Genomic DNA, 24865 nt, shown 5'->3' with positions numbered 1-24865 from the left:
GCCGGGTGGTGTGAGAGGACAGATAGGGAAATAATCCCTATCTTCCTACTCGATTATTATAGATCAAAACGCGGGTATACGAATATCGTGTAACCGTGTATTGCCGTGTTTTGATATTAAGTGCTTAATTAAACCAGTTCAGCACATCATCTTTAGCGGGCATACTAACCTCAAGTTTGAGTTTTTTGCGCATACCTCCCAAATCGTTAAATACCTTATTTGGATTGGCTGCTTTTAATTCCTCGATCGTGTTAAAGCCCATTTTTTGTAGTACTGGTACCCATTCTGCTGGTATTCCTTCAGCGAGATAATCTTCAATGCTCGCGGCTTGTACGATTTTTTCTGGTCGCATTTGCGGAAAGAACAGAACTTCCTGAATCGAAGCATTGTCGGTTAAATACATCGTAAGTCGGTCCATCCCGATACCTAATCCTGAGGTAGGTGGCATCCCGTATTCTAAAGCGCGCAAAAAGTCTTGATCAATAAACATTGCTTCGTCGTCTCCTTTTTCCGAAAGAGCGAGTTGTTCTTCGAACCGCTCGCGTTGATCGATTGGGTCGTTTAGCTCGGAGTATGCGTTAGCAATCTCTTTACCACAAACCATAAGTTCAAATCGTTCAGTTAATTCTGGATTGTCTCTATGTTTTTTGGTTAGAGGGGACATAGAAACGGGGTAATCTGTGATGAACGTCGGTTGGATGTAGTTTCCTTCACATTTTTCACCAAATATCTCATCAATTAATTTCCCTTTACCCATAGTCTGGTTAACGGCAATTCCCATTCCTAACGCGGCTTCTCGGATTTCCTCCTCGCTTTTTTCGGAAATATCAAACCCGGTAAAATCGAGTATGGATTGTGCCATCGTTACACGTTTATATGGTGCACGGAAGTCAATTTCATGTTCACCAAATTTTGTTTTGGTGGTGCCATTTACTTGGATCGCACAATGCTCTAACAGTTTTTCTGTGAAATTCATCATCCAGTTGTAGTCTTTATAGGCTACGTAAATTTCCATAACGGTAAATTCTGGATTATGCGTTCTATCCATCCCTTCGTTACGGAAGTTCTTGGAAAATTCATATACACCTTCAAACCCACCAACGATTAGACGCTTTAGGTAAAGCTCGTTCGCAATACGCAAGTATAGCGGAATGTCGAGTGCGTTATGGTGTGTAGTGAACGGCCGGGCAGCTGCTCCACCAGGGATGGACTGTAATACCGGTGTCTCTACTTCCATGTAACCTGCGTTGTTGAAGAAACCACGCATTGCGGTGAATAATTTAGTGCGTTTGACGAAGGTGTCCCGGTGTTGTGGGTTGACAATAAGGTCAACATAGCGCATACGGTAGCGCTGCTCTGGATCGGTAAATGCGTCGAAAGTCTTGCCGTCCGCTTCTTTAACAATCGGTAAGGGGCGCAGTGATTTAGTTAGAATCGTTAATTTTTCGACGTGAATCGAGATTTCACCCGTTTGAGTCGTAAAAACGTATCCCTCAATACCAACAATATCTCCAATGTCTAAAAGCTTTTTGAAAACGGTATTGTAAAGCGTTTTATCTTCTCCAGGACATAGATCATCACGCTTTAGGTACGCCTGAATACGTCCACTTGAGTCTTGCAACTCCATAAAGGAAGCGCTACCCATTACTCGGCGCGACATTATCCTTCCTGCAAAGCGGATACTCTTATAATTAATGTTATCTTTTTCGTAATTTTCTAAAATGTCAGCAGCAGAAACATTTACTTTAAACTCGTCTGCCGGAAAAGGGTTGATACCCAAGTCGATAATGGCTTGAAGATTCTGTCTGCGTTGTTGTTCCTGTTCGGATAATACAGTACTCATGTTGTTGTAATGTGCTAAATTTGAATGCAAAAGTAGCAAAAAAAAAGGATGATGCACCCGGTTATAACTAAAAATCGGCCGATCGGGTGGGGTAAAGTACATCGGACGAAAAGTTTGATTACGAGTATTTTCTTTTTTGTCGAGTTTGCCCCCTCGGTAGCACGCATATTTGAATCTGTAAGTGGCACGTTTTAAGAGGTTTATTTGGTAAGTAATAATGAAAATACTACCTTTGCATTTAATAACTGCGGGGTGTAGGCATGAACGTGAAAACTGTTGATAATTATTCTTTTGTTTTTTTTAAAGAATAGATTATCTTTGCACCTCAATTGTTGAGTAGAACATTACGTAATCATAAGAATAAAATGAAAAAAGATTTACATCCATCAAACTACAGATTAGTTGTCTTTAAAGATATGTCTAACGACTACGCTTTCGTAACTAAGTCGTGTGTAGATACAAAAGAATCAATTACTTGGGAAGATGGTAATGAATATCCACTAGTAAAATTAGAGATTTCACATACATCACACCCTTTTTATACGGGTAAAATGAAACTTGTTGATACGGCAGGTCGTATCGATAAATTCCGTAGCCGTTACAACAAAAAGTAATATTGCTGCGTAATAAGTAGACAAAAAATCCCGATAAGTGCACTTATCGGGATTTTTTATTGTATTTTTATTCAGGCCTATGTTAGAAATTGTATTACATGATCGCGCTGCATGGCGTAAACATTTTTTACCCTTGGTTTTTACCCGTCCAGTAGGTGAGTTGCGCGTCGGGATTCTGACATTTCGAGAGAAGTGGCAGCTCATATTCGGAAGCCAGATCACTTTTTATACCGAGCAATATTTACAAAGCCGATTCCCGTCACCACCCTTAAGCACGCAGTATTTGGTTATCGCAGCAAACATCTTTCCAAATAAGCAACTGATCGAGGCGCTTTCTACGTTGCCCGATGAAACCGTTTTGGAGAAAAATGGACATTGGCTCGCGTATAGAACTGCGCATCGTAGTGATGACCCTTATAGGTATACAATCGATAGGATACAATATGGGGGCGATTTTGATAAACTTTCAACGTTAACGGATATCTTTATACACAACCGTTTGCAGATTGAGCTTGACTATACGTTGCTTATTTCGGGAAAAGAGTCCTCGCCATTGGATCGTTCAAATTTCGTTCACGGCGATCAGTTATTTGTCGGTAAACATGTCGAAGCGTTGGCCAGTACCTTTAATACCGTTAACGGGCCAATCTTCATTGACGACCACGCGGTAATTGAACAAGGGTGCCACATTAAAGGCCCCGTTGCTATTGGTTCGGGGTCGCGTTTGAAAATGGGATCCAAGATTTATCCTAATGTTACCATAGGACCTGGGTCAACGGTTTCAGGTGAAATCAACAACACGGTAATCTGGGGGAATAGCGCGAAGGGGCATGATGGCTACTTGGGCTGTTCGGTGATCGGAGAATGTTGTAATATAGGCGCTGGTACGAATAATTCCAATTTGCAAAACAATTGGGGGGAGGTATCGGTTTATGATTACAGTTTGAAAGGTTACCGGAAGACCGGCCAGGCGAAAGTAGGCGTTGTGATGGGGGATTATGCCATGTGCGGTATTAATTCAGCAATATCCACAGGGACGATCATTGGCGTTGGCGCTCAAATAGCAAAATCAAATATAATTCCGAAATTTGTCGCTGATTTTACTTGGCTTACAGACTTTAAACAGGAAGAGTACCGGCTTGATAAATTCGAGTCGATGTTAGAAAGCCGGGCGAAGGTAAGAAAAGAAGCAATAGATGAGCGCGATGTTTGTATATTGCGGGAAGTTTATACTTTAACGGAAGAAATTAGAAAGAATTTATAACTAAGAAACATTGATAATAGTATGCGTAGAAACATTGTTGCAGGAAACTGGAAGATGAATTTAGATTATGAAAAAGGCGTTAGCTTATTTTCAGAAATTGTAAATATGGTTAAAGATGAGATTGTAGGAGATCAACAAGTGGTTGTTTGTAGCCCTGCAATTCATTTATATAGTGTCGCAAAACTATCTACTGGAGTGAACAACGTTGCAGTAGGCGCGCAAAATATCCATCAAGCAGAATCAGGTGCCTTCACGGGCGAGCTGTCTGCAACGCAAGTCAAATCGACCGGAGCAGATTATGTTATTTTAGGGCATTCCGAAAGACGTGCTTATTTCGGCGAGACCGACGCTTCGTTGGTGGAAAAAGTGGATGCGGCATTAGCGCACGATTTAACGCCTATCTTTTGTATTGGCGAAACCAAAGAGGAACGTGAGAGCGGTAAGTTTTTCGACGTAATAGAATCGCAATTAACGAATGCTGTATTTCATTTGAACGCTGATCAATTCTCGAAGCTTGTGTTAGCTTACGAACCGGTTTGGGCGATTGGAACTGGACTTACGGCTTCCCCCGAGCAGGCGCAAGAGGTGCACGCATTCATTCGCAAAACTGTAGCCACTAAATATGATCAAAATGTTGCGGATAATACCAGTATCTTATATGGAGGGAGTTGTAACCCCGGAAATGCAAAGGATCTTTTCTCGCAGACCGATATCGACGGTGGACTAATTGGTGGCGCATCACTGAAGTCACGTGATTTCCTGGACATCGTTAAGGTCTTTAACGCAAAATAATGAAGTATTCATCCGTCACTTTCACCTCGACAGCGATGCAGGAGTGGCAGAAGGATTTGCTCATATCCTCGCTTGCCGATATCGGATTCGATACTTTTGAAGATAGTAAGGGAGGATTCACTGCATATATTCCATTTGTTAATTTTGACGTGCAGGCATTAGAAACGCTATTATTGAGGGATGTCAATGGTTTTGACGTTCAGTACATTGCGCAGGATCTCGAAGAGGAGAATTGGAACGAGCTTTGGGAAAGTAATTTTAAACCGATCACGGTAGATGATCAATGTTATGTTCGGGCGACTTTTCATGAAGATCGTCCGGATATGGCTTATCAAATTGTGATTGATCCTAAAATGTCGTTTGGAACCGGGCATCATCAAACAACCTCGCTGATGATTAGTTATATCCTTGAAGGAGATTTCCAGGGTAAGGATATTCTTGATATGGGTTGTGGCACGGGGATTCTAGCTATATTGGCGTTGAAGCGTGGCGCAAAAAGCGCACATGCGGTGGATTTCGACGATATTTGTATTGCCAGCGTAGAGGAAAACAAAGTGCTGAATAATGTTGCACCATTAACCGCTTCTCTTGGTTCGAAGGAACAGTTAGAAGGGCGGCAATTTGATGTAATTTTAGCAAATATAAACAGGAATATCCTCGTGGACCAGTTTGATCAATATGCACGGAGTCATAGCGCTAATGGTGTTCTTTATATCAGTGGTTTTTATGCGCATGAAGATTTGAGCATATTGAGAGCAAAAGCTGCATCTGTTGGGTACAGATTTGACGATTATAAAGTGTTGGACAATTGGTGTGCAGCACAATTTACTAAGATTTAAAAAGCATGCGGATTCATTTTATCGCAATCGGTGGAGCAGTGATGCATAATTTAGCTATCTCTTTAGCTGAACAGGGGCATCAAGTGACTGGGTCTGACGATCAGATAGTCGAACCATCCAAATCAAAATTACAGAATGCGAAGCTCCTACCGTCGAAACTAGGTTGGTTTCCTGATAGCATTACCGACGATATCGATGCGGTAATTTTGGGAATGCATGCCGAAGCCGACAATCCGGAATTACTTCGTGCGCAGGAGCTTAACATAAAAATTTACTCCTTTCCTGAATTTATTCAAGAGCAAAGTCAAGATAAAACACGTGTTGTGATTGCTGGAACATATGGTAAGACGACCATTATGAGCATGATCATGCATGTGCTTAAGAAAGTGGGTAGAGATTTTGATTATTTAGTAGGGTCGAAATTAGAAGGCTTCGATTCTTTAATCAAATTGACAACGAGCAACAAGATCATTCTTTTAGAAGGCGATGAATATTACGCGTCGCCGATTGATCATCGATCAAAGTTTCACCTTTACAACCCGAATATCGCTTTAATAAGTGGGGTAGAATGGGTAGAAGGAAGTATTGATATCGATAAGGAAGAATATTTTAAGCAATTTGAAACCTTTATTGATACTATCGTAAACAAAGGCACATTAATCTATAATAAGGAAAATGCAAATCTGCGCGAGACCGTAGAGGAGACCTCTGAGTGTAAAATTAACAGGCACGGCTATACATTGCCCGAATATTCTATTAACAAAGGTATAACATACTTACATTTGGGTGATGATCGCATTCCATTACAGATTTTTGGTAAACTAAATTTATCTAATATCGCTGGAGCGTACACCGTTTGTGAGTGGTTGGGCGTAAAGAAGGCGGACTTTTACGAAGCGATAAAAGATTTTAGAAGTTCGATTCGATACCTCGAATTTGTAGCTAGTAATAACGAAACAGTAGTTTACCAAGACTATTTATATTCACCCTATAAGTTACGTACAAGCATCCACGCGGTGAAAGAGCAATTTCCGCAACAGGGGCTGGTCACAATCATTGAGTTAAATCCATATGATGTATCCGATAAAAATTTTCTTTATCAGTATAGAGATGCCATGGATGAGGCCGATCATGTCGTTATTTTGGTTAATAAAGACGTTGTAAAGGATAAAAATATAATATTAGGAAATTTAGAAGGTCCGGTTAGGGAGGCGATTAATCATCCGAATTTCACATTTCTGACGGAAGTTGAAGGTCTAGAAAATTATTTGGAATCTTTTAAATCACTGGGATTCAATCTTTTATTTATGATTTCGCCGAATCAAAATAGCCTTAATATTCCAAGCTTGGCGGATACGTTCTTTAAAAACAAATAGTTATCCGAATACGTTTATGTTTCTTTAATATTTTTTTTATTACTTTTGGTCTACGAAAAACATAATAGAAAAACAATTTACCAATGAATGCATTAGGAAAGAAAATTCGTCTATTACGGCACCAGAAGGGGTGGAGTCAAGAAGACGTGGCAAAGCGATTAGATATATCTATTCCTGCTTTTTCGAAAATCGAAACAGGAATTACGGATGTCAATCTTTCAAGATTGAATCAAATTTCTAAACTTTTCGGTTTATCACTTGTCCAATTGTTATCGACTTCAGATTCAGAAGAGGAAAAACATGTACAAGATGAAATTAACGAGTTAAATAAGAAATTACAATTTCGGGAATCAGAAGTGATTGATTTACAGAAAAAGGTAATAGATTTATACGAGCAATTACATAAAAAGTAAATTTGACGTAAGTCAAATGAGAAGGTCATGTATATCCAGCATGACCTTTTTTTATTTTAATATATTTGGAAAAGCGGCGAATCAGGTGAATTTTTAATTGAAACATGACTACTGAATCCGTCATTGGATTTTTAGATAGTATAATTGCTCGTCGACGCTAGTGAGAGGGGCAAGGGGTCGATGTCGGTATACGCCCTATTTGTGAACAAATTGAGCAGTTACAAATCGTTTTCCGAAACTATTGTAACTGCTCAAAATCGCATGAATTTGACGATGAATTTCTATAAGTCGTCGTCGTCGTCAAAGTCTCCGAATTCCTCAATCGGGTCGATTTCCTCTACATCGAAGTCATCGTCAAAAGTGTCATCTGCATCATCTTCCGGACCGTTAAAATTGATGATTTCATCAATTAAAATGTCGTTTTCTACCACTTGCTCCATAGTCGTTACCAGTTTAAAAGGGATAAACCTTGTGTGTTTTTGTAAACGTAAAATTAAACAAGAATATGGGAACTTGAAATTTTTTTATTTTTTTTATTAACTGAATTTCAACTTGTTGTCTCGGAGTGTCGCTATGCGCTGGTTTCTCCTATCTGATTTTCATCGGAGATGATATCTTTTAGCTTTGGAAGATCTCTCGATGAATTGAGACCGAAATGCTGCATGAATTCATCACTTGTCGTATAAAGCAGTGGTTTACCGATCGAGTCCGACTTGCCCGCAATTTGTATCATATTTTTTTCCAGTAATCGCTGCACCGAATAATCACAGTTTACACCTCGAATTTGCTCGATCTCCAATTTGGTAATTGGCTGGCGATATGCAATTATTGCAAGTGTTTCTAAAGCAGACTGGCTCAGCCTTTTTCTGTCTTTCTGTACTTGGAGCTGATTGACTATTTCATGATACGTTGCCTTGGTAAGAAATTGATAATGGTTATTTATTTCCTTCAGGTTGAAAACTTGATCGTCGTCATCGTATTTCTTTTGAATTGTTTTGATAAAATTGAGAACTTCCTGTCTATTGATGTCAATAGCTAATGCTTCTTGGAGAACTTGTTTTAATTCATTTATGCCTATGCCTTCTTCCGCGGCGAAGATAGCGGCTTCAATATTTAATTGGATATCTTTCAAAAGCTTAAGCGTTTAATAGTTTATGACTTGTTCCTCCATTTCCGGCAGCTCCCTAAACTCATACTTTTGGGTGCGCAGTTGTGGGATAAATCCCGCTTCGGTGATCGATTCTTGAATAGAAGAGGAGGTAAATCGGTGCGGTGCACCCGCTGCAGAAACGACATTCTCCTCAATCATAATCGAACCAAAATCGTTCGCTCCAGCATGTAAACACAATTGTGCAGTTCGCTTTCCAACGGTCAGCCATGACGCTTGTATGTTTTTTATATTCGGTAGCATTATTCGGCTCAAAGCGATCATTCGGATATATTCTTCACCCGTAACATCATTTGTGATACCTCTTAATCGCTTAAGTAGCGTGCCGTCATCTTGAAAAGGCCAAGGTATAAATGCAATAAATCCGTGGGCATCTGGTGCTTTTTCAGACTGAACTTCCCGTATCCACGCCAAATGCTCAAAACGTTCTTCAATTGTTTCTATATGTCCGAACATCATTGTTGCGGAAGTTGGGAGATTGATTTTATGCGCGGCTCGCATCACGTCGAGCCACTCCTGGCCGCCACATTTTCCTTTGGAAATTAATCGACGCACTCTATCGTTCAGGATCTCGGCCCCTGCCCCGGGAAGAGAATCAAGTCCCGCAGCCTGTAGTTCTATTAACACTTCCAGGTGACTCATACCCTCGAGTTTAGCAACGTGGGCTATTTCTGGTGGTCCAAGAGAATGCAGTTTAAGTGCCGGATAGAGTTCCTTAAGTTGTTTGAATAGCGTAGCATAGAATTCTAAACCTAAGTCTGGATGATGTCCACCTTGTAGCAGTAGCTGGTCACCACCCAATCTAAACGTTTCTTCAATTTTTTGTTTGTAGGTTTCGATATCTGTGATATAGCTATCTTCATGACCTGGCCTACGGAAGAAATTACAGAATTTACAGTTGGCCACGCAGACGTTCGTCGTGTTTACGTTACGATCAATCTGCCAGGTAACTTTTCCATGTGGAACCTGAATCTTTCGAAGCTCGTTCGCAACATAGGTTAAATCCGCTGTTGCTGCATGATGGTAAAGGTATACCCCTTCCCGTTGGGTTAGAAACTCAAAGTTTAGGGCTCGTTTAAGTAAAAGATCTACATTCATCGTAAACAAAGATACATAGGATTTTTTTTAGTCTGAAATGTTTGTCCGAAGAAGAATAGCAGAATGAGCTGATTCTGTTTCCGTGATTCGTGTTTTGTATTTTTAGTTTGTTCGTAAAACTATTTAAGCATTTTTTCGTTATATTGGTATAGGAGTTCCTGTGTTTACAAGGAGTCTAGCGACAACCTATCGATGAAAAAAAACTGGTCGCAGATCGCTTAATATCAGGTTTAATTCGGAGTGACAAAGTTTCTGAAAGCTGAATTAGAAGCGATAGAAAAATAGATGAAAATAATAAAACACGATATATGGAAGTGGTACATGTCAAAAAACAAAATAAGTGGTTAGCATTAAATGATGAAATTCAAATAGGCGAGCTCAATTACGAAATTGCCGAAGGAACGATGACAATTTCGCACGCAGAGGTAGATGCACATTATCGAGGCCATAAAATTGCCGAAGAGTTGGTGCTGTCGGCCATTAATCAAGCAAGAGATGGCGGACTGAAAGTTACGCCCGCGTGTTCATTTGCGAAGACTGTTTTCGAGCGCTTTCCCGAGCAACAGGATCTTCTTTCTTAATTTTTAGGCTATTACCGTTTATTTCGCTCAGTAAGCGTAGTTATCATAGAAGTGGATATGGGGATTTTTTCCCCTTTTTTTATGAAACATTTGGTGTATTTGAGCGATCCTTATATTATGATCAACATCACCGCTGAAAGCAAGACTAAGGATATTATTAGTTGTCGAAATCTCGCTTCGGGTAAGATTTTAAGAATCCATATCCCTAAAATTCCTCCTAGTATGATGAATGGAATGGCGACAATATTGATATAGAATCCCTGCCAACTTAAATTTTTCCACACGAAAGCTTGAAGGGGTATTTTTGTGAAGTTCAAGAGCATAATAAACCAGGCCGATGTTGCGGCAAATGTAATTTTGTTTAAGCGCTTGGATAACATATAGACTGAGAGTGCCGGCCCAGCCGCATTTCCTATCATAGTGGAAAAACCGAGTATAAGACCAAATACAGGGGAATACCAAGATTTACGAACGAGTGCGTCCTGTTTTGTTTTGGAAACCTGTTCGAGCCATAGCATCGTGCATATACCTACAATTATACAACTCCCAATAACAACCTTAAAAAGCGAGTCGTTGATGTAGTTTCCTAAAATAAGACCGATGGCCATACCGACAACCGCTGCCGGAAGCAGCATCTTGATTTCATTCCAAAGGAATTCCTTTCGGTAATATATGACAGCAATGAGATCTGCAAAACACAGGAGTAACAGGATAATTCCAGTAGAATATTTTGCTCCAAATAGAAGGGCAAATAATGGAACGGCAATAGTACCAATATTTGGTACACCTGTTTTAGACATACCGATCAATATCGCACAGAAAAAATATAGTATCCATCCCCACGGTGAAGATATGAGTTGCCAGGCTTCCGTCATTTATACAGCCATTAAGATATCTAGGACTTTACTAGCGTTGATCTCGCTGTAGTTCTCGATATATAACGAACAAGGTGGCAGATCTTCTTTTTTATGAGAACTCAAAACCCCCACTACCTTCATCCCCGCATTTAGTCCCGCGGTGACACCAGAGAATGAATCTTCAAATACCAGGCATCTATTAGGGGGCACGCCGATTTTTTCGGCCGATTTTAGATACACCTCTGGATGCGGTTTGTGGAGTGATACGTCTTCACTAGCGAGCAGCGACTCCATTTTATTTCCAATTTGTAACTTGTCTAATATGAGTTCCAAGTTCGCTTGTGGCGCAGAAGTTGCAACGGCTGTGTTCAATCCATGGAATTTTAAATCATCTAAAAACTCTTTGTAATAAGGGATCGTTGCAACGTTCTCACTATAGATTTCACGGAAGAGTGCTTCTTTCTCATGTTCAAGCTCTTTCAGTTCGGCGCCTGCAATTGGGCGCCCAAAGAAATGCGTCATGATATGGCTATTGTGTTTGCCATACATGTGCTGCTCGAAATCTTTTTGCGTGTAGGGTATCTTGTATTTGTCGAAAAAGACGGTGAACGCTTTCGCATGGAAGGGGTTAGTGTGACATATTACTCCGTCCATATCAAATATTACGGCAAATTTATTTTTTGTTTCTAGTGAGTTCATTTTCGTTGTTAAAAATTTTGTTATTATTCTCCTTTCTGGCGATGACAGTTGGTACGACGAACGTCTGCAGAAAAGTTAAAATCAAGTTTGAACGACCATTTGAATGACCAATTTTTTCTGTTTTTGCTACGGATAAATTTTTGCAAAGATACACTGATATATTACAATTTCATAATGGAGCGAGTAGGCCCTTTGTAATGGGTGGGGACGGGCAGTCGATCTTTCCAGCGGTTTTTATAGCACTGCAGGCACCGGTAATTGAAGTCCCTGTTTTTACTATTAGCACTTCAAAACTACTGCTATAATCAATGGTGCTGATATGTTGATTCACATTTCGGGCTACTTTTCAACAAGCCGATTTCCAAATTTGTTTTGATCTAGTCGCGTATTGTTTAGACCTGGTGGTACCGATCATAAAGGAGGCTCTCTTCCGGCCCACATTGTCCAGCAAGAGCTCGTGATAAGGAATAACTGCCTGTTTTTCGTTTAATTTCGGTGAAAAGATGACATGAAGTTCACGGGTCACTCGAAGATCAGTATTGATTCAATTTCAGATTTCCCTATTAAAATACCGCTTGCGGATCAAGTCAATGTCTTCGGGACGGTCTACCGCTATGGTGTCGTGTTCAGTTTGCGCAACTTTAACCGTATAGCCGTTCTCGAGCCAGCGTAACTGTTCAAGAGCCTCACTTTTCTCCAATGTGGAAACAGGTATTTCTGTGATTCTTTTTAATATTTCAACGCGGTATCCATACATCCCGATATGTTTGTAATAGTTTCCTCTCGCAAGCCACTTATCTTGGGTTTCACCGCGGTTGAAGGGGATCGTTTGACGCGAAAAATAGAGGGCGTGCTGATTGGTATTGAATATAACTTTCGGGATATCCTCATTAAATAGGTCCTCGGGGTCAACTATTTTTTTAACCAAAGTGCCTATATCAGTAGATTGGTCGTTAAAAAGCGAGCATAGAAGTTCAATTTGTAAGGGGTTGATGAAGGGTTCATCACCCTGGATATTAATAGCAACATCGAAACCAGAAATTTTTTTAACTACCTCGGAACAGCGATCCGTTCCAGATTGGTGTTGGTCTGAGGTCATAATCACGTTTCCGGCGAATAATCGGACATGGTCTGCAATGCGTTGGTCATCTGTGGCAATGACGACCTCCGAAAGGCTTGTGCAGCTTTTTACTTGCTCATATACACGTTGAATCATGGATCTACCTTCAATGTCTGCAAGTGGTTTGCCAGGAAACCGAGATGAAGCGTATCGCGCTGGGATAATACCGATTATTCTCATACACCAAATTAACAAGTAAAATAGCGAAATTAAAAATATTTATTAGCGATCGTCAGGTGACTACCTAATAATTCTGAAATTTCTGAGATTCTTGATATGCCTTTCTCGGCATCTGGATGTTTGTAAATATATTAATTGTGAAACATTAAACTTTTTACATTTTTTAGTGTTTAAATAAGCGATGACCATTGGGCGACTGTACAAAAAAATTCTTCCATTTGCCAAGCCGTATAAAAATCTTATTTTTTATACGCTCGTATTGACTTTTGTTGGTTCATTCGCTGCTCAGGTTAACGCTTTCATCTTAAAATATACAGTCGATTCGATTTCTGAATTACTCGTCAATAAAGAGCCCCTCTCTCAAGGTTTTTACCTTTTGGGTGTTATTGCCGCGGTTCTCTTGGGGAAGGAGGTTTTGTATGCAGGCTTACAATTTGGACAAAAATTTTATGGGGAGAAGCTGCGTATTATGATCGCTCGCGATTTTTCGCAGTCCATCATTGAAAAAATTTTAACGTATAAGATGGCTTTTTATAGCTCGCCAACAAATGAATCTGGGAAATTGCAGACGCGAATCGATGCAGGGATTAGCAGCTTAACACGGTTAGTGCAGAATTTCTTTATTGATATATTGCCACTTTTTACCAATGCTATTGTCGCTCTTGCATGTATGTTCATCGCTAATTTTTACGTTGGTCTTGTGGGGTTACTTGTCATTCCGATTTATTTTTACATCTCGCAAATACAAGCACAACGATTATCTGGTTTTCGCCGGAATATGAGAAGTTACCGGGAGAATAAAAGTAACCAAATTATTAATTTGATCGATTCTATTTTAGTGATAAAGTCATTTGTACGTGAAGATGCAGAAGCGGCTCGCCATAAGCAGATTCAATACGAAATGACCGAAAACCAAATGATGACACGCAAGACGAGTTTCTTATTTGACAGTATAAAAAATTTTATAGAACAGATCGGTGTCGTTTTAGTGATTATCCTCACGGCATATTTTGTGTTAAATGAACAGATGACCATCGGGGCAATAATGTTTCATATCATGCTATTTAGTAACGTTTCTGCACCGATCCGGCAGTTACATAGGATATACGACGAGGTCAACGACGCGCTTATATATTCGGAGAGTTTCTTCGATATTTTGGAATCGGAGGATCAGAAGGAGGGAACCGGAGACTACCGGCCAGCACGCATTACGGGTAAAATAGAGCTGCGTGATGTCGATTTTTCTTATCCTAATGGCTACCAAGCATTGTCGGCAATCAACATGACAATTCATCCTAATCAAAACACAGCTTTTGTCGGCCTTTCAGGTGCGGGAAAAAGTACTGTTATTAATCTTCTGGATAAATTCTATACCCCTACAAAAGGACAGATTTTACTCGATGGTGTTGATTTGGCGGATTACGACACAGAGTATATTCGTCAAAATGTAGGCTTAGTGTTGCAGAAGAACCATATTTTTAGAGGAAGTATTGCCGATAATATTCGTTACGGTAAAGGTGATGCGACTCTAGATCAGATTAAGGATGCTGCACAAAAAGCATATATTCATGAACAGATATTGGATTTGCCGGATGGATATGACTCTCTGGCGCACCTGTTGTCTGGGGGGCAGCAGCAGCGGATTGCCATCGCGCGTATGTTCTTGAAGAATCCACCAATCATCTTTTTAGATGAACCAACGGCAAACCTTGACGCGATCGCAACAGAACAAATTAAAAAGAGTTTGGATGCAATAAAAAAAGGACGGACGGTGATCGTTGTTTCTCATAGCATCTCACAAATTATTGATTCGGAGCATATTATCGTGATGGAAAAAGGGCGAGTTGTGGAAGATGGAACGCATAATGAACTTTATAAGAACCTCAGTACCTATTATCAAATATTTAATGCGATGGCCAATAGTTTGAACCTCGATAAGATTACCAAATCAATGCATAACTACTAGCGTCCCGAGTTTTGGCGTCCTGTTTGCGGCGTGATTGGAGAACAACAATTGAACGTTATTTTTTTTCCGTATTTGGCTGAACTGAACTAAAAAAATAAATACATTCGTCTATGTTTTACAAAGTATTCAGGTATTTCGTCCGTCAAGGTCTTCGTTGGTTTATCGCGGATTTAGATCGCAGCAAACTACACGGGCATGCGCTCGCCGGCCCGTCGATTATTCTATCCAATCATCCCAATTCACTTTTCGATGCTTTGGTATTGGCCGTATATTCACCTGGAGAAATTCGCTACTTGGTACGTGGAGATATATTTCGACATCCGGTCTTAAATGTGGTTCTTCGAAGCTTATACATGCTACCTATTTACAAACGCGGTGAAGATCCGGAGTTTGAGGTGAAGAATGATTTTACTTTTGACGCCTGCCTCAGTTACCTAAAAGATGGTAAGCATATTCTGATTTTCCCCGAAGGTCGATCTGATAACATGTGGAAATTAAGACCATTTATGAATGGTGGCATTACCGCAATCATGGATCGCGCCTATCGCGCAGATATTCCCTTGCAGATACAAGCCTATGTGTTGAGATACAGTTCTTTTCGATTTGTACCCAAGGCGATGCAAATTATAGCACTCGACCCACTCGATACGACGGATTTTATCGTAGATAGCCGGGTGGAAACAGTCGCCGTAATCAAATTACTGCGCGCGCGTCTATTGACAAATATGATCGACGAACCATACGTTCCGCCCTTGGTAGATCGAAAGGAGAATGAATGGATGCGTGTGCCTGCAAAAATGGGATATTATTCGCATTATTGGTTCTATAAATTGTGGCGTGACTATGTTCGTAAAAAAACCGAAGGGACAATATTCTATGATTCGATCCTTTTTGCGGCTCTCTTTGTGTCGTACCCGTTGTTGGTATTCTGTCTGAGTGGGTTTGTTGCTTTGTTTTTGGGGTTCTGGATGGGACTCGTTGTTTTTGTGTTACTTCCAACGTTATCTTTTTGTATGGTCCAATATCAACCTGTTAAGGTCGAGCAGGAAGTCGGACAGCCCAAATCCAATACTTTTGGAAAGGTGGCTCCGTAACTATTTCTCAGAAAATGAAAAAAGTCAACCTTTGTGACTTTTTTCATTTATATGCTTTAGGGGCTCTTATTTATGTTTTTTTTCGAGCCATTTCCGTGCATTTACGAATGCTTCGAGCCAAGGAGTCACCTCATCGTGACGTCCATTTGGGTAGTTCGCCCAGTTCCATTGAAAAGTCGACCGTTCGATGTGCGGCATCGTTACTAAATGACGACCTGATTTATCACATATCATCGCGGTGTTATAATCGGAACCATTTGGGTTGTGTGGATATTGGTCGTATGCATATTTGGCAACGATTTGGTATTTATTTTCGCTTTCAGGTAGGTGAAACTTCCCTTCTCCGTGCGATATCCAAACCCCAAGTGTACTGCCTGCTAGCGTAGAAAGCATTACCGAGTTGTTTTCTGGAATATGTACCGAGACAAAGTTTGACTCATGCTTTTCCGATGTGTTGTGTTTCAGTTTGCCGTGTTCTGGATGTTCAGGAGTGATTAGCTCTAGTTCCATGAATAGCTGACAGCCATTACAGATTCCAACTGATAAAGTGTCTGGGCGAGCAAAGAAGTCCTCGAGTGCTTTCTTGGCTTTCGCGTTATAAAGGAACGCACCTGCCCACCCTTTTGCCGATCCTAAAACGTCGGAATTGGAGAATCCACCGACAGCACCGATAAACTGGATATCCTCGAGTGTTTCGCGACCAGCAATAAGGTCAGTCATGTGGACATCTTTTACGTCAAATCCGGCCAAATACATTGCGTTAGCCATTTCCCGTTCCGAATTCGAACCTTTCTCACGAATAATCGCTGCCTTTGGTCGTTGTGATACATCCGCAAGTGATGGTTTCTTCCCACTGAAATGCGCGGGGAATGTATAACGTAGGGGCTGGTTTTTATAGTTCGAAAAACGCTGTTCGGCCATCCCATTTTTTGCTTGCTTTTGATCCAAATAGAACGACGTTTGAAACCAGCGGTCGCGAAGCTCGTTCACATTAAATGTGAAATTTTCGCTCCCATTTTTAATCGTAATTTCCGTGCCGGTAGTTGCTTGCCCGATCTTAACGGCCGATATATTGACCTTTTGGAGTGCGGATTCGAAAGTATTGTCGTCGGCCGCCTGCAACACGACAGCGATATTTTCGTTGAAAAACGTTTTTACCGTATCTGTTTCACCTAGATTCGAAAGATCGTAGTTTGCAGCCAAGTCTACTTCTGCGAAAGTCAGCTCGAGTAATGTTGTGATTAAGCCTCCCGAACCGATATCATGTCCGGCAACAATTTGGTCATCGAGAATGAGTTGTTGGATCGCGTTGAATGCCGCCCGAAAGTAGGCCGCATCACGGACAGTTGGTGCTTGTGAACCTACTTTATTTAAGATTTGTGCAAACGATGACCCTCCTAATTTAAATTCATCTTGCGAAAGGTTGATATAATAAATCGACCCAGCTCCTTTTTGTAGAACAGGTTCGACCACTTTGTTAATATTTACACAAGGACCGCCCGCAGATACAATAAGTGTTCCCGGCGCAATTACGCTGTCACCATTTGGATACTTCTGCTTCATAGAAAGAGAGTCTTTACCTGTGGGGATGTTAATCCCCAGTTCAATTGCGAAATTCGAACATCCTTTCACAGCGTTATATAGACGGGTATCTTCTCCTTCGTTATTACAGGGCCACATCCAGTTTGCGGACAATGATACCCCTGTCAGACCGCCCTGAATAGGTGCAAATACCAAGTTTGACAGAGCTTCAGCTATCGCATTTCTAGAACCGGAAACCGGGTCAATGAGCGCAGTTAATGGGGAATGTCCGACTGTTGTGGCGATACCTTGACTTGATTTATAATCGAGTGCCATTACTCCAACGTTGTTTAAGGGTAGTTGGAGTGATCCAGCACATTGTTGCTTTGCAACGCGTCCACCTACCGAACGGTCAACTTTGTTCGTTAACCAGTCTTTAGACGCTACTGCTTCCAGCAGAAGCAATTGATCTACGTAGTCGGGGATGTTTTTAGTATCGTAGACTAGTTCCGCGTAATTACGCGGGATAGTCTTGTCGTTCATAACTGTTTTCGGCGTGGAACCGAAGAAGTCTGCTAAGTCGTAGTCCATTGGCTTTTCGCGCGTCGTTTTTGATTGAAATGTAAAACGATGATCGCCCGTCACGTCACCGACTTGATACATCGGTGCACGTTCCCGATCTGCAATGGTTTGCAGTTGCTGAATGTCTTTCTCGCCGATAACGAGTCCCATCCGTTCTTGCGATTCATTACCGATAATCTCCTTTGCCGAAAGGGTAGGGTCTCCCACAGGTAATTTATCTAAATCGATTAGTCCACCAGTTTCTTCTACAAGTTCCGAAAGACAGTTTAAGTGTCCGCCCGCTCCGTGGTCGTGAATCGATACAATTGGGTTGTCATCAGATTCTACAAATCCACGTATCGCATTTGCCGCACGCTTTTGCATTTCAGGATTAGAACGTTGAATGGCGTTTAATTCGATACCCGATCCGAACGCACCGGTATCCGCTGACGAAACAGCAGCGCCACCCATTCCGATGCGGTAATTATCGCCGCCCAGCACGACGATTTTATCGCCTGTTTTTGGTGTTTGCTTTTTCGCTTGTTCTAATTTACCATATCCAATTCCGCCGGCTTGCATGATAACTTTATCGTAACCTAGCTTGCGGCCACCTTCCTCATGTTCAAACGTCAGTACAGAACCCGTAATTAAGGGTTGACCGAATTTGTTGCCAAAATCCGAAGCACCATTCGAAGCTTTGATCAAAATATCCACGGGCGTTTGGTATAACCATGGACGCTCATCGGTTGCATTTTCCCATGGTCGGTCTTGCATCAAGCGCGAATAGGCCGTCATATAGATGGCCGTTCCAGCGAGTGGAAGTGATCCCTGTCCACCAGCTAGTCGGTCACGGATTTCTCCTCCGGATCCTGTTGCTGCCCCAGAAAATGGTTCTACGGTGGTCGGAAAGTTGTGTGTTTCGGCTTTTAACGAGATTACCGAATCAAACTCCATTTCTTGATAAAAATCCGGTTTGTCGGCTGTTTTGGGTGCAAACTGGGTTACCGTCGGGCCCTTGATAAAGGCAACATTGTCTTTATAGGCAGAAACAATTCCATTTGGATTGGTTTCTGACGTCTTTTTTATGAGTTTAAACAGGGACGAAGGTTGTTGTTGACCGTCGATAACAAATGTACCGTTAAAGATCTTGTGACGGCAGTGTTCGGAATTCGCTTGTGAAAAAGCAAAAATTTCAGAATCTGTCAATTTGCGGTCAATCTTAACCGATAGATTGTGCAAATACTTGACCTCTTCGTCACTTAATGCGAGCCCTTCTTGTTTGTTGTATTTATCGATATCCTCAATTTCTAAAATAGGTTCTGGGCTGATTTTTATCATAAAAATATCTGGAGTTAATGCTGCATATTTTTGCGCAATCATAGGATCGAAATCAGTAAAATCAGCCGCTACTTTTTGGAACTCTTCAATTCTAATAATACCCTGGATGCCCATATTTTGGGTTATTTCTACCGCATTGGTACTCCACGGCGTTACCATGGTGGCACGTGGACCGACGAAATTATTGTTGAGGGTTTTTTCTGGAAGAAGTTGGGAATTTCCAAAGAGCCAGTTGAGTTTAACTGTGTCTTCTGCAGAAAGCTCTTGCTGAGTTTGCACACCGTAGTAGGTGTTGCTCGGGTTCACGAAGAAATGAATCATTATAACTGTGTATTTTGGCGTTATTCTAATCAAAGTACAAAGTTACGCAATATTTTTATCCTTGATTGATACTAATTTGTTATTCTCATAAAAAAATATACGCTAGTAACCATGTAGGAATTGTTGGCAAAATCCAACAGAGAAATTTGCTCGCCGACAGCGAAAATAATTTTGTTTAAATTTTATCGGGGTTAAATGGTCTACAACGTTCTAAAATTTTATCTTTGTGCATTAAAATAGATTTAAATGAATATTTCCTATAATTGGCTTCAAAATTATATAGATACCCAGAAAAGTCCAGAAGAACTGTCGCTTATTTTAACTGATATTGGTTTGGAAGTAGAGTTACTCGAGACAGTGCAGACCATACCAGGGGGACTTCAGGGGCTAGTTGTTGGAGAAGTTAAAACTTGTATTCAACACCCGAATGCGGATAAACTAAAAATTACGCAGATCGATGTAGGCGGTCCTGAACTTATAAATATTGTTTGTGGAGCACCTAACGTGCGCGCAGGTTTGAAGGTGATTGTTGCCCAAGTTGGTACGATTTGTCATCCAATCAATGGAGAACCATTTAAAATTACAAAGTCGAAAATAAGAGGTGAAGTCTCCCAAGGTATGCTTTGTGGCGAAGATGAAATCGGACTTGGGACATCGCATGAAGGGATTGTAGAGCTTGCTGATGCTACGGCTGTTGGCTCCTTGGTGAAAGATTATTATAATAGTAAAGACGATTATCGTTTTGAGATCGGTTTGACGCCAAATCGGGCAGATGCTGCATCCCACCTGGGCGTTGCTCGCGATTTAGCGGCTTATTTCCGCATACCCTACAGTCTGCGTGATGTTTCCGCGTTTCAGGAAGGCAAACAAGAAGGTGTTGCTGTCGATGTGCGCGATTCATATGGGGCACCGCGTTACGCTGGCGTCACGATTTCGGGAATAACTGTAGGCGAATCACCAGATTGGTTGAAAGGGTCTTTAAATACGATTGGGATTCGCCCGATTAATAATATTGTCGATATCACGAACTATATATTACATGATTTAGGTCAACCGCTGCATGCATTCGATGCAGCAAAGGTTAGCGGTAATGTAATCGTGGTTCGCCGCGCGGCCGAGAATGAGCTTATTACCACCTTGGATGGTGTTGAGCGAAAGTTATCGGCAGAAGATCTTGTCATAGCCGATGCGCAGAAACCTTTATGTATTGCGGGAGTATTTGGAGGAGCGGAGTCTGGCGTTAATGAAAAAACCACTACAATATTTTTGGAATCCGCTTATTTTAATGCGGTATCGGTCCGTAAAACTTCCAAACGCCACGGTTTGAAAACTGATGCATCTTTTCGCTATGAACGTGGGACGGATCCCAATATACCAGTTTACGCATTACATAAAGCTGCTCTTCTTATTCAGGAGATTGCTGGTGGTGTTATTGAATCTTCGGTAACTGATTTTTATCCGAATCCAGTAAATTCGTTTAATTTTACCGTGAGTTACAGCCGGGTGCAAAAATTAATCGGAAAAGAGATTCCAAATCGGGAGATCAGGGCGATAATTGAATCTTTGGGCATTGGTGTTCTTGGCGGGGATCAAGATGAATTTCAAGTGAGCGTTCCGGCCTACAAAGTGGATGTGACACGTGAAGTAGATGTCATTGAAGAGGTTCTTCGCATTTATGGTTATAATAATATTGAATTAAATACGCAAATAAAATCATCGTTAAATACGACAGAGAAGCCGGATAAGGAGGTTGTGTTAAACCAAGTTGCCGATCTTTTGATTGGAAACGGATACCGAGAGATATTAAACAACTCGTTAACGAATCTAGCGTATGTTGATAATCCAGATACTGCTGTGCGACTTGTAAACCCGTTAAGCTCGGATTTGGATACCATGCGGCAAAATTTACTTTTTTCAGCCCTAACAACCGTTTCATACAATCAGAAACGGAAGAATGGAAATGCTCGGTATTTTGAATATGGTAAAACGTATTTCAAAACGGAGGGTGGATATGCTGAGCAGCAAAATATGTCACTCACAATCGCGGGAAATCTGGTTGATGAACAGTGGCAATCAAGCAACACTAAGTCGAATTTTTACCATATTAAATCTGCTGTCGATGGTGTTATTAAGCGGCTTAACATTAGCGGAATACGTGTTGAAGAAATTACCGGCCTTTACTTCGAATATGGCTTACGCTATATGAAGGGGCAGAAGGAATTGGTATCATTCGGGAGCGTATCGCCTGCGAACCTTAAAAAAGCGGATGTGGACGGGAAAGTCTACTTCGCGAGTTTTGATTGGGATTTAGTAATTAAGATCATACGTAAGAATAAAATTAAATTTCACGAAGTGCCTAAGTTCCCTTCGGTACGTCGTGACCTGGCTCTTTTAGTTGATGAGTCGGTAACGTTTGATCGACTAATGCAAATTGCCGCCAAGACAGAAAAGAAACTCTTAAAGGAAGTAAATATCTTTGATGTATATAAAGGTGACAAGCTCCCTGAAGGAAAGAAATCGTACGCGTTGAGCTTTATCATTCAAGACGATGAAAAAACGTTAAACGACAAGCAAATTGAAGGAATAATTAAAAAATTAATGCTTAACTTTGAGAAAGAGACGGGTGCTAGTATACGATAGGCTCGGAATTTTAAGTTTAATTGCGAAGTAAAATATGGCTACATTATCTACACAGATGAATATCATCGTTGAGAAAACGAAAAATCTTATTCAGTTGTGCGATGCGCTTCAAGAGGAAAATGACTTGTTGAAATTGGAAGTTCAGTCTTTACAGGTAGCTTTTCAGACGAGCACTGATAAAGTGAAGCAGTCCGAAGAAAAGCTTAAAGCTATGGCAGTTGCAAAATCCTTAGAAGAACCAAATACAGATAACGCAGCAATAAATGAAAAAATACTTGACACAAAGCAAAAAATTAACGATTTTGTGCGAGAAATAGACAGATGTATCGGCTTACTTAAGTAGGAATTTAGAGAAGAGGGATTAGTCAGATACGTTATTTAAGCTCAACGACCATGGGAGAGATCTCCATAAAAATAAATATCGCAGATCGTGTATATCCATTAAGGGTATCGACAGAGGAAGAAGAAGTCATTAGACACGCTGCGAAATTGGTTAATGAAAAGATTAAAGAGTTGCAAGATAATTACGCTGTACGCGACAAACAAGATCTATTATCCATGTGTGTATTGCAATATGCCACGGGAATGATTAAAGCGGAACGTAACGCGCAGCAGCATGAAGTTGGACTGGAGGAGAAGGTTCACGAACTTGATGATATCTTAAGTGATTTCTTTAGTAAATAAGATTATCGTTCTTTATATCAGAGCTTTATAACAACGAATTTGCCGCAATTAAATTCAGGTTGTCACTATTTTAAACTTAACGCTTCAATATCACGAGCGCAACAAGATGTAGGCCATTTTGCGAAAGCCATCTAGGTCATGATCAATCGCTCAAATCATGTGTAATCGAAGTTTAATAATACATGGGACCTGTTCATTTAATTGCGGTTTTTTTTTGAAGAAAAATTAGAATCATAATATAATAAACACAAATGGAGACAACAATTTCGATTATAGTTTCGCTAATTATTGGTGTTGTTATTGGCCGTTTTTTGTTACAATTGTTGTTCAAAAAACAGGAACATGCAGCAAAAGAAAAGGCGGAACGTATCATTAAAGAAGCTGAGCAACAAGGCGAGCATTATAAAAAGCAACGCGGCTTAGAAGCCAAAGAGAAGTTTTTACAGCTAAAGTCTGAATATGAGAAGGAAGTCAATCAGCGTAATAATGGGATAGCACAGAAAGAAAATACCCTGCGCCAAAAGGACCAATCATTCAATCAAAAGCTGGAGAATTTGAATCGCGAGAAGCAAGATCTTGATACCAAAAGCAAGAAACTTGATCAACTTTTTGAAGTCAATCAAAAGAAGAGCGACGAGGTAGATCAGATTAAAAATCAACATATCAAACAGCTCGAAACCATCGCGGGATTGTCTGCTGATGAAGCCCGTGATCAGTTAGTGAATTCACTTCGTGAAGAAGCGCGCTCGCAAGCCATCATGCAGATTAAAGATGTAGTGGATGAGGCGAAACTCACGGCTTCTAAAGAAGCGAAGAAGGTCGTTATTCAGACGATTCAACGTACGGCGACGGAATCTGCAATTGAGAATACGGTTTCCATATTCAATATTGAGAATGACGAGATTAAAGGGCGTATAATTGGTCGTGAGGGTAGGAATATTCGGGCGTTAGAGGCCGCAACAGGTGTTGAGATTATTGTTGACGACACGCCAGAGGCGATCATTTTATCGGGATTTGATCCCGTACGTCGTGAGATTGCGCGACTTTCACTCCACCGCTTGGTTACAGATGGACGTATTCACCCTGCTCGTATCGAGGAAGTTGTCGCTAAAACAAGAACGCAAATTGAGGATGAGATTGTTGAAATAGGTGAACGAACTGCGATCGATTTGGGAATTCACGGATTACACCCGGAGTTGATTCGGATGGTTGGTCGTATGCGTTATCGCTCTTCCTATGGACAAAATTTATTACAACACTCTAGAGAAGTCGCAAATTTTGCAGCCACGATGGCGGCTGAATTAGGTCTTAATGTGAAGTTTGCTAAGCGCGCTGGCCTATTGCATGATATTGGGAAAGTTCCAGACGATAATCCAGAACTTCCGCATGCGATTTTAGGAATGCAGCTCGCTGAAAAATACAAAGAACACCCCGAGGTATGTAATGCAATCGGTGCTCACCATGATGAGATTGAGATGACTTCGCTTATTTCACCGATTGTGCAAGCATGTGATGCGATTTCAGGTGCGCGCCCAGGTGCTCGCAGGGAAGTTGTAGAAAGTTATATCAAACGATTGAAAGAATTGGAGGAATTAGCGCTTTCATATCCTGGTGTGGAGAAGACATTTGCTATTCAAGCCGGGCGTGAGCTTCGCGTAGTGGTAGAGTCTGAAAAAGTAACTGATGCGCAATCTGAAATTTTAGCTGCGGATATTTCCAACCGTATTCAGACGGAAATGACTTACCCGGGACAAATAAAGGTAACTGTCATTCGGGAGACCCGTTCTGTCTCTTTCGCGAAATAGGTATATACATATTTCGATTTGAACCAAAGGACGCCCGTATATCGGCGTCCTTTGGTGGTTATTTTACATGCACTCAACAGGCCGTCTTGTA

At 41.0% G+C, this 24865-nt stretch carries 21 protein-coding genes; 13 read left to right on the top strand and 8 right to left on the bottom strand.

From position 1 onward, the window contains the following. Positions 1–124: 124 nt before the first annotated feature. Positions 125–1843 (bottom strand): lysine--tRNA ligase, encoded by a 1719-nt coding sequence (gene lysS / locus FM107_RS16950; protein ID WP_086949675.1) that lies wholly within the window; start codon positions 1841–1843, stop codon positions 125–127. Positions 1844–2208: 365 nt separating this feature from the next. On the opposite strand from lysS, the gene FM107_RS16945 reads away from it, so the two are divergent. The 6 genes from FM107_RS16945 to FM107_RS16920 all read left to right on the top strand — a co-directional run bounded on the left by FM107_RS16945 (position 2209) and on the right by FM107_RS16920 (position 7141). Continuing rightward, positions 2209–2457, top strand: a complete 249-nt coding sequence (locus FM107_RS16945) for a type B 50S ribosomal protein L31 (protein ID WP_086949673.1) — start codon at positions 2209–2211, stop codon at positions 2455–2457. A 79-nt stretch (positions 2458–2536) separates the two neighbouring features. Continuing rightward, positions 2537–3721, top strand: coding sequence for a putative sugar nucleotidyl transferase (locus FM107_RS16940; RefSeq protein ID WP_086949672.1), 1185 nt, complete (start codon positions 2537–2539; stop codon positions 3719–3721). 21 nt (positions 3722–3742) lie between these two features. Further along, positions 3743–4513, top strand: coding sequence for a triose-phosphate isomerase (gene tpiA / locus FM107_RS16935; RefSeq protein WP_086949671.1), 771 nt, complete (start codon positions 3743–3745; stop codon positions 4511–4513). Next, positions 4513–5352 carry a 50S ribosomal protein L11 methyltransferase gene (gene prmA / locus FM107_RS16930; protein WP_086949670.1) on the top strand — a complete coding sequence of 280 codons (840 nt, stop codon included), beginning with the start codon at positions 4513–4515 and terminating at the stop codon, positions 5350–5352. The genes tpiA and prmA overlap by 1 nt, the downstream gene beginning before the upstream one ends. Before the next feature lie 5 nt (positions 5353–5357). Further along, positions 5358–6728 (top strand): Mur ligase domain-containing protein, encoded by a 1371-nt coding sequence (locus FM107_RS16925; protein ID WP_086949669.1) that lies wholly within the window; start codon positions 5358–5360, stop codon positions 6726–6728. Between the two features lie 83 nt (positions 6729–6811). Beyond that, positions 6812–7141 (top strand): helix-turn-helix domain-containing protein, encoded by a 330-nt coding sequence (locus FM107_RS16920; protein ID WP_086949668.1) that lies wholly within the window; start codon positions 6812–6814, stop codon positions 7139–7141. Positions 7142–7422: 281 nt separating this feature from the next. Here FM107_RS16920 and FM107_RS19600 read toward each other — a convergent pair whose 3' ends face one another. The 3 genes from FM107_RS19600 to FM107_RS16910 form a co-directional block, all read right to left on the bottom strand. After that, positions 7423–7581 carry a hypothetical protein gene (locus FM107_RS19600; protein ID WP_179204533.1) on the bottom strand — a complete coding sequence of 53 codons (159 nt, stop codon included), beginning with the start codon at positions 7579–7581 and terminating at the stop codon, positions 7423–7425. A 131-nt stretch (positions 7582–7712) separates the two neighbouring features. Next, a complete protein-coding gene (gene scpB / locus FM107_RS16915; RefSeq protein ID WP_086949667.1) occupies positions 7713–8273 on the bottom strand; it encodes an SMC-Scp complex subunit ScpB in 561 nt (186 codons plus the stop codon). Between the two features lie 12 nt (positions 8274–8285). Beyond that, a complete protein-coding gene (locus tag FM107_RS16910; RefSeq protein ID WP_086949666.1) occupies positions 8286–9407 on the bottom strand; it encodes a CofH family radical SAM protein in 1122 nt (373 codons plus the stop codon). A gap of 308 nt (positions 9408–9715) precedes the next feature. On the opposite strand from FM107_RS16910, the gene FM107_RS16905 reads away from it, so the two are divergent. Beyond that, complete coding sequence (locus FM107_RS16905) at positions 9716–9988, top strand: GNAT family N-acetyltransferase (RefSeq protein WP_086949665.1); 273 nt, start codon at positions 9716–9718, stop codon at positions 9986–9988. A 110-nt stretch (positions 9989–10098) separates the two neighbouring features. On the opposite strand, the gene FM107_RS16900 is transcribed toward FM107_RS16905, so the two are convergent. The 3 genes from FM107_RS16900 to kdsB all read right to left on the bottom strand — a co-directional run bounded on the left by FM107_RS16900 (position 10099) and on the right by kdsB (position 12844). After that, complete coding sequence (locus FM107_RS16900; RefSeq protein WP_086949664.1) at positions 10099–10863, bottom strand: sulfite exporter TauE/SafE family protein; 765 nt, start codon at positions 10861–10863, stop codon at positions 10099–10101. Beyond that, the gene (locus FM107_RS16895; RefSeq protein ID WP_086949663.1) at positions 10864–11544 is read right to left on the bottom strand and encodes an HAD family phosphatase; all 681 of its coding nucleotides are present in this window, start codon (positions 11542–11544) and stop codon (positions 10864–10866) included. It abuts the gene before it with no gap. A 550-nt stretch (positions 11545–12094) separates the two neighbouring features. Next, positions 12095–12844 (bottom strand): 3-deoxy-manno-octulosonate cytidylyltransferase, encoded by a 750-nt coding sequence (gene kdsB / locus FM107_RS16890; RefSeq protein WP_086949662.1) that lies wholly within the window; start codon positions 12842–12844, stop codon positions 12095–12097. A 181-nt stretch (positions 12845–13025) separates the two neighbouring features. Here kdsB and FM107_RS16885 point away from each other — a divergent pair, with 181 nt between their 5' ends. Further along, positions 13026–14810, top strand: coding sequence for an ABC transporter ATP-binding protein (locus FM107_RS16885; RefSeq protein ID WP_086949661.1), 1785 nt, complete (start codon positions 13026–13028; stop codon positions 14808–14810). Positions 14811–14920: 110 nt separating this feature from the next. Then, positions 14921–15904 carry a 1-acyl-sn-glycerol-3-phosphate acyltransferase gene (locus tag FM107_RS16880; RefSeq protein ID WP_086949660.1) on the top strand — a complete coding sequence of 328 codons (984 nt, stop codon included), beginning with the start codon at positions 14921–14923 and terminating at the stop codon, positions 15902–15904. A gap of 66 nt (positions 15905–15970) precedes the next feature. Here the strand turns inward: FM107_RS16880 and purL are convergent, their stop codons facing one another. After that, positions 15971–19645: a phosphoribosylformylglycinamidine synthase gene (purL, locus tag FM107_RS16875; protein ID WP_086949659.1), complete on the bottom strand. Its 3675-nt coding sequence runs from the start codon at positions 19643–19645 to the stop codon at positions 15971–15973. A gap of 246 nt (positions 19646–19891) precedes the next feature. Here purL and pheT point away from each other — a divergent pair, with 246 nt between their 5' ends. From pheT to rny, 4 genes are all read left to right on the top strand, one after another. Beyond that, on the top strand, positions 19892–22285 hold the full coding sequence (pheT, locus tag FM107_RS16870) for a phenylalanine--tRNA ligase subunit beta (protein ID WP_086949658.1): 2394 nt from the start codon (positions 19892–19894) through the stop codon (positions 22283–22285). A gap of 34 nt (positions 22286–22319) precedes the next feature. Beyond that, positions 22320–22628: a hypothetical protein gene (locus FM107_RS16865; RefSeq protein WP_086949657.1), complete on the top strand. Its 309-nt coding sequence runs from the start codon at positions 22320–22322 to the stop codon at positions 22626–22628. A gap of 50 nt (positions 22629–22678) precedes the next feature. Next, complete coding sequence (locus FM107_RS16860; protein WP_086949656.1) at positions 22679–22969, top strand: cell division protein ZapA; 291 nt, start codon at positions 22679–22681, stop codon at positions 22967–22969. Between the two features lie 251 nt (positions 22970–23220). Continuing rightward, positions 23221–24774 (top strand): ribonuclease Y, encoded by a 1554-nt coding sequence (gene rny / locus FM107_RS16855; protein WP_086949655.1) that lies wholly within the window; start codon positions 23221–23223, stop codon positions 24772–24774. Positions 24775–24865: the final 91 nt, after the last annotated feature.

It is taken from the genome of Sphingobacterium sp. JB170 (assembly GCF_900163865.1).
GTDB lineage: Bacteria > Bacteroidota > Bacteroidia > Sphingobacteriales > Sphingobacteriaceae > Sphingobacterium.
This window is presented reverse-complemented; position numbering and strand designations above follow the sequence as displayed.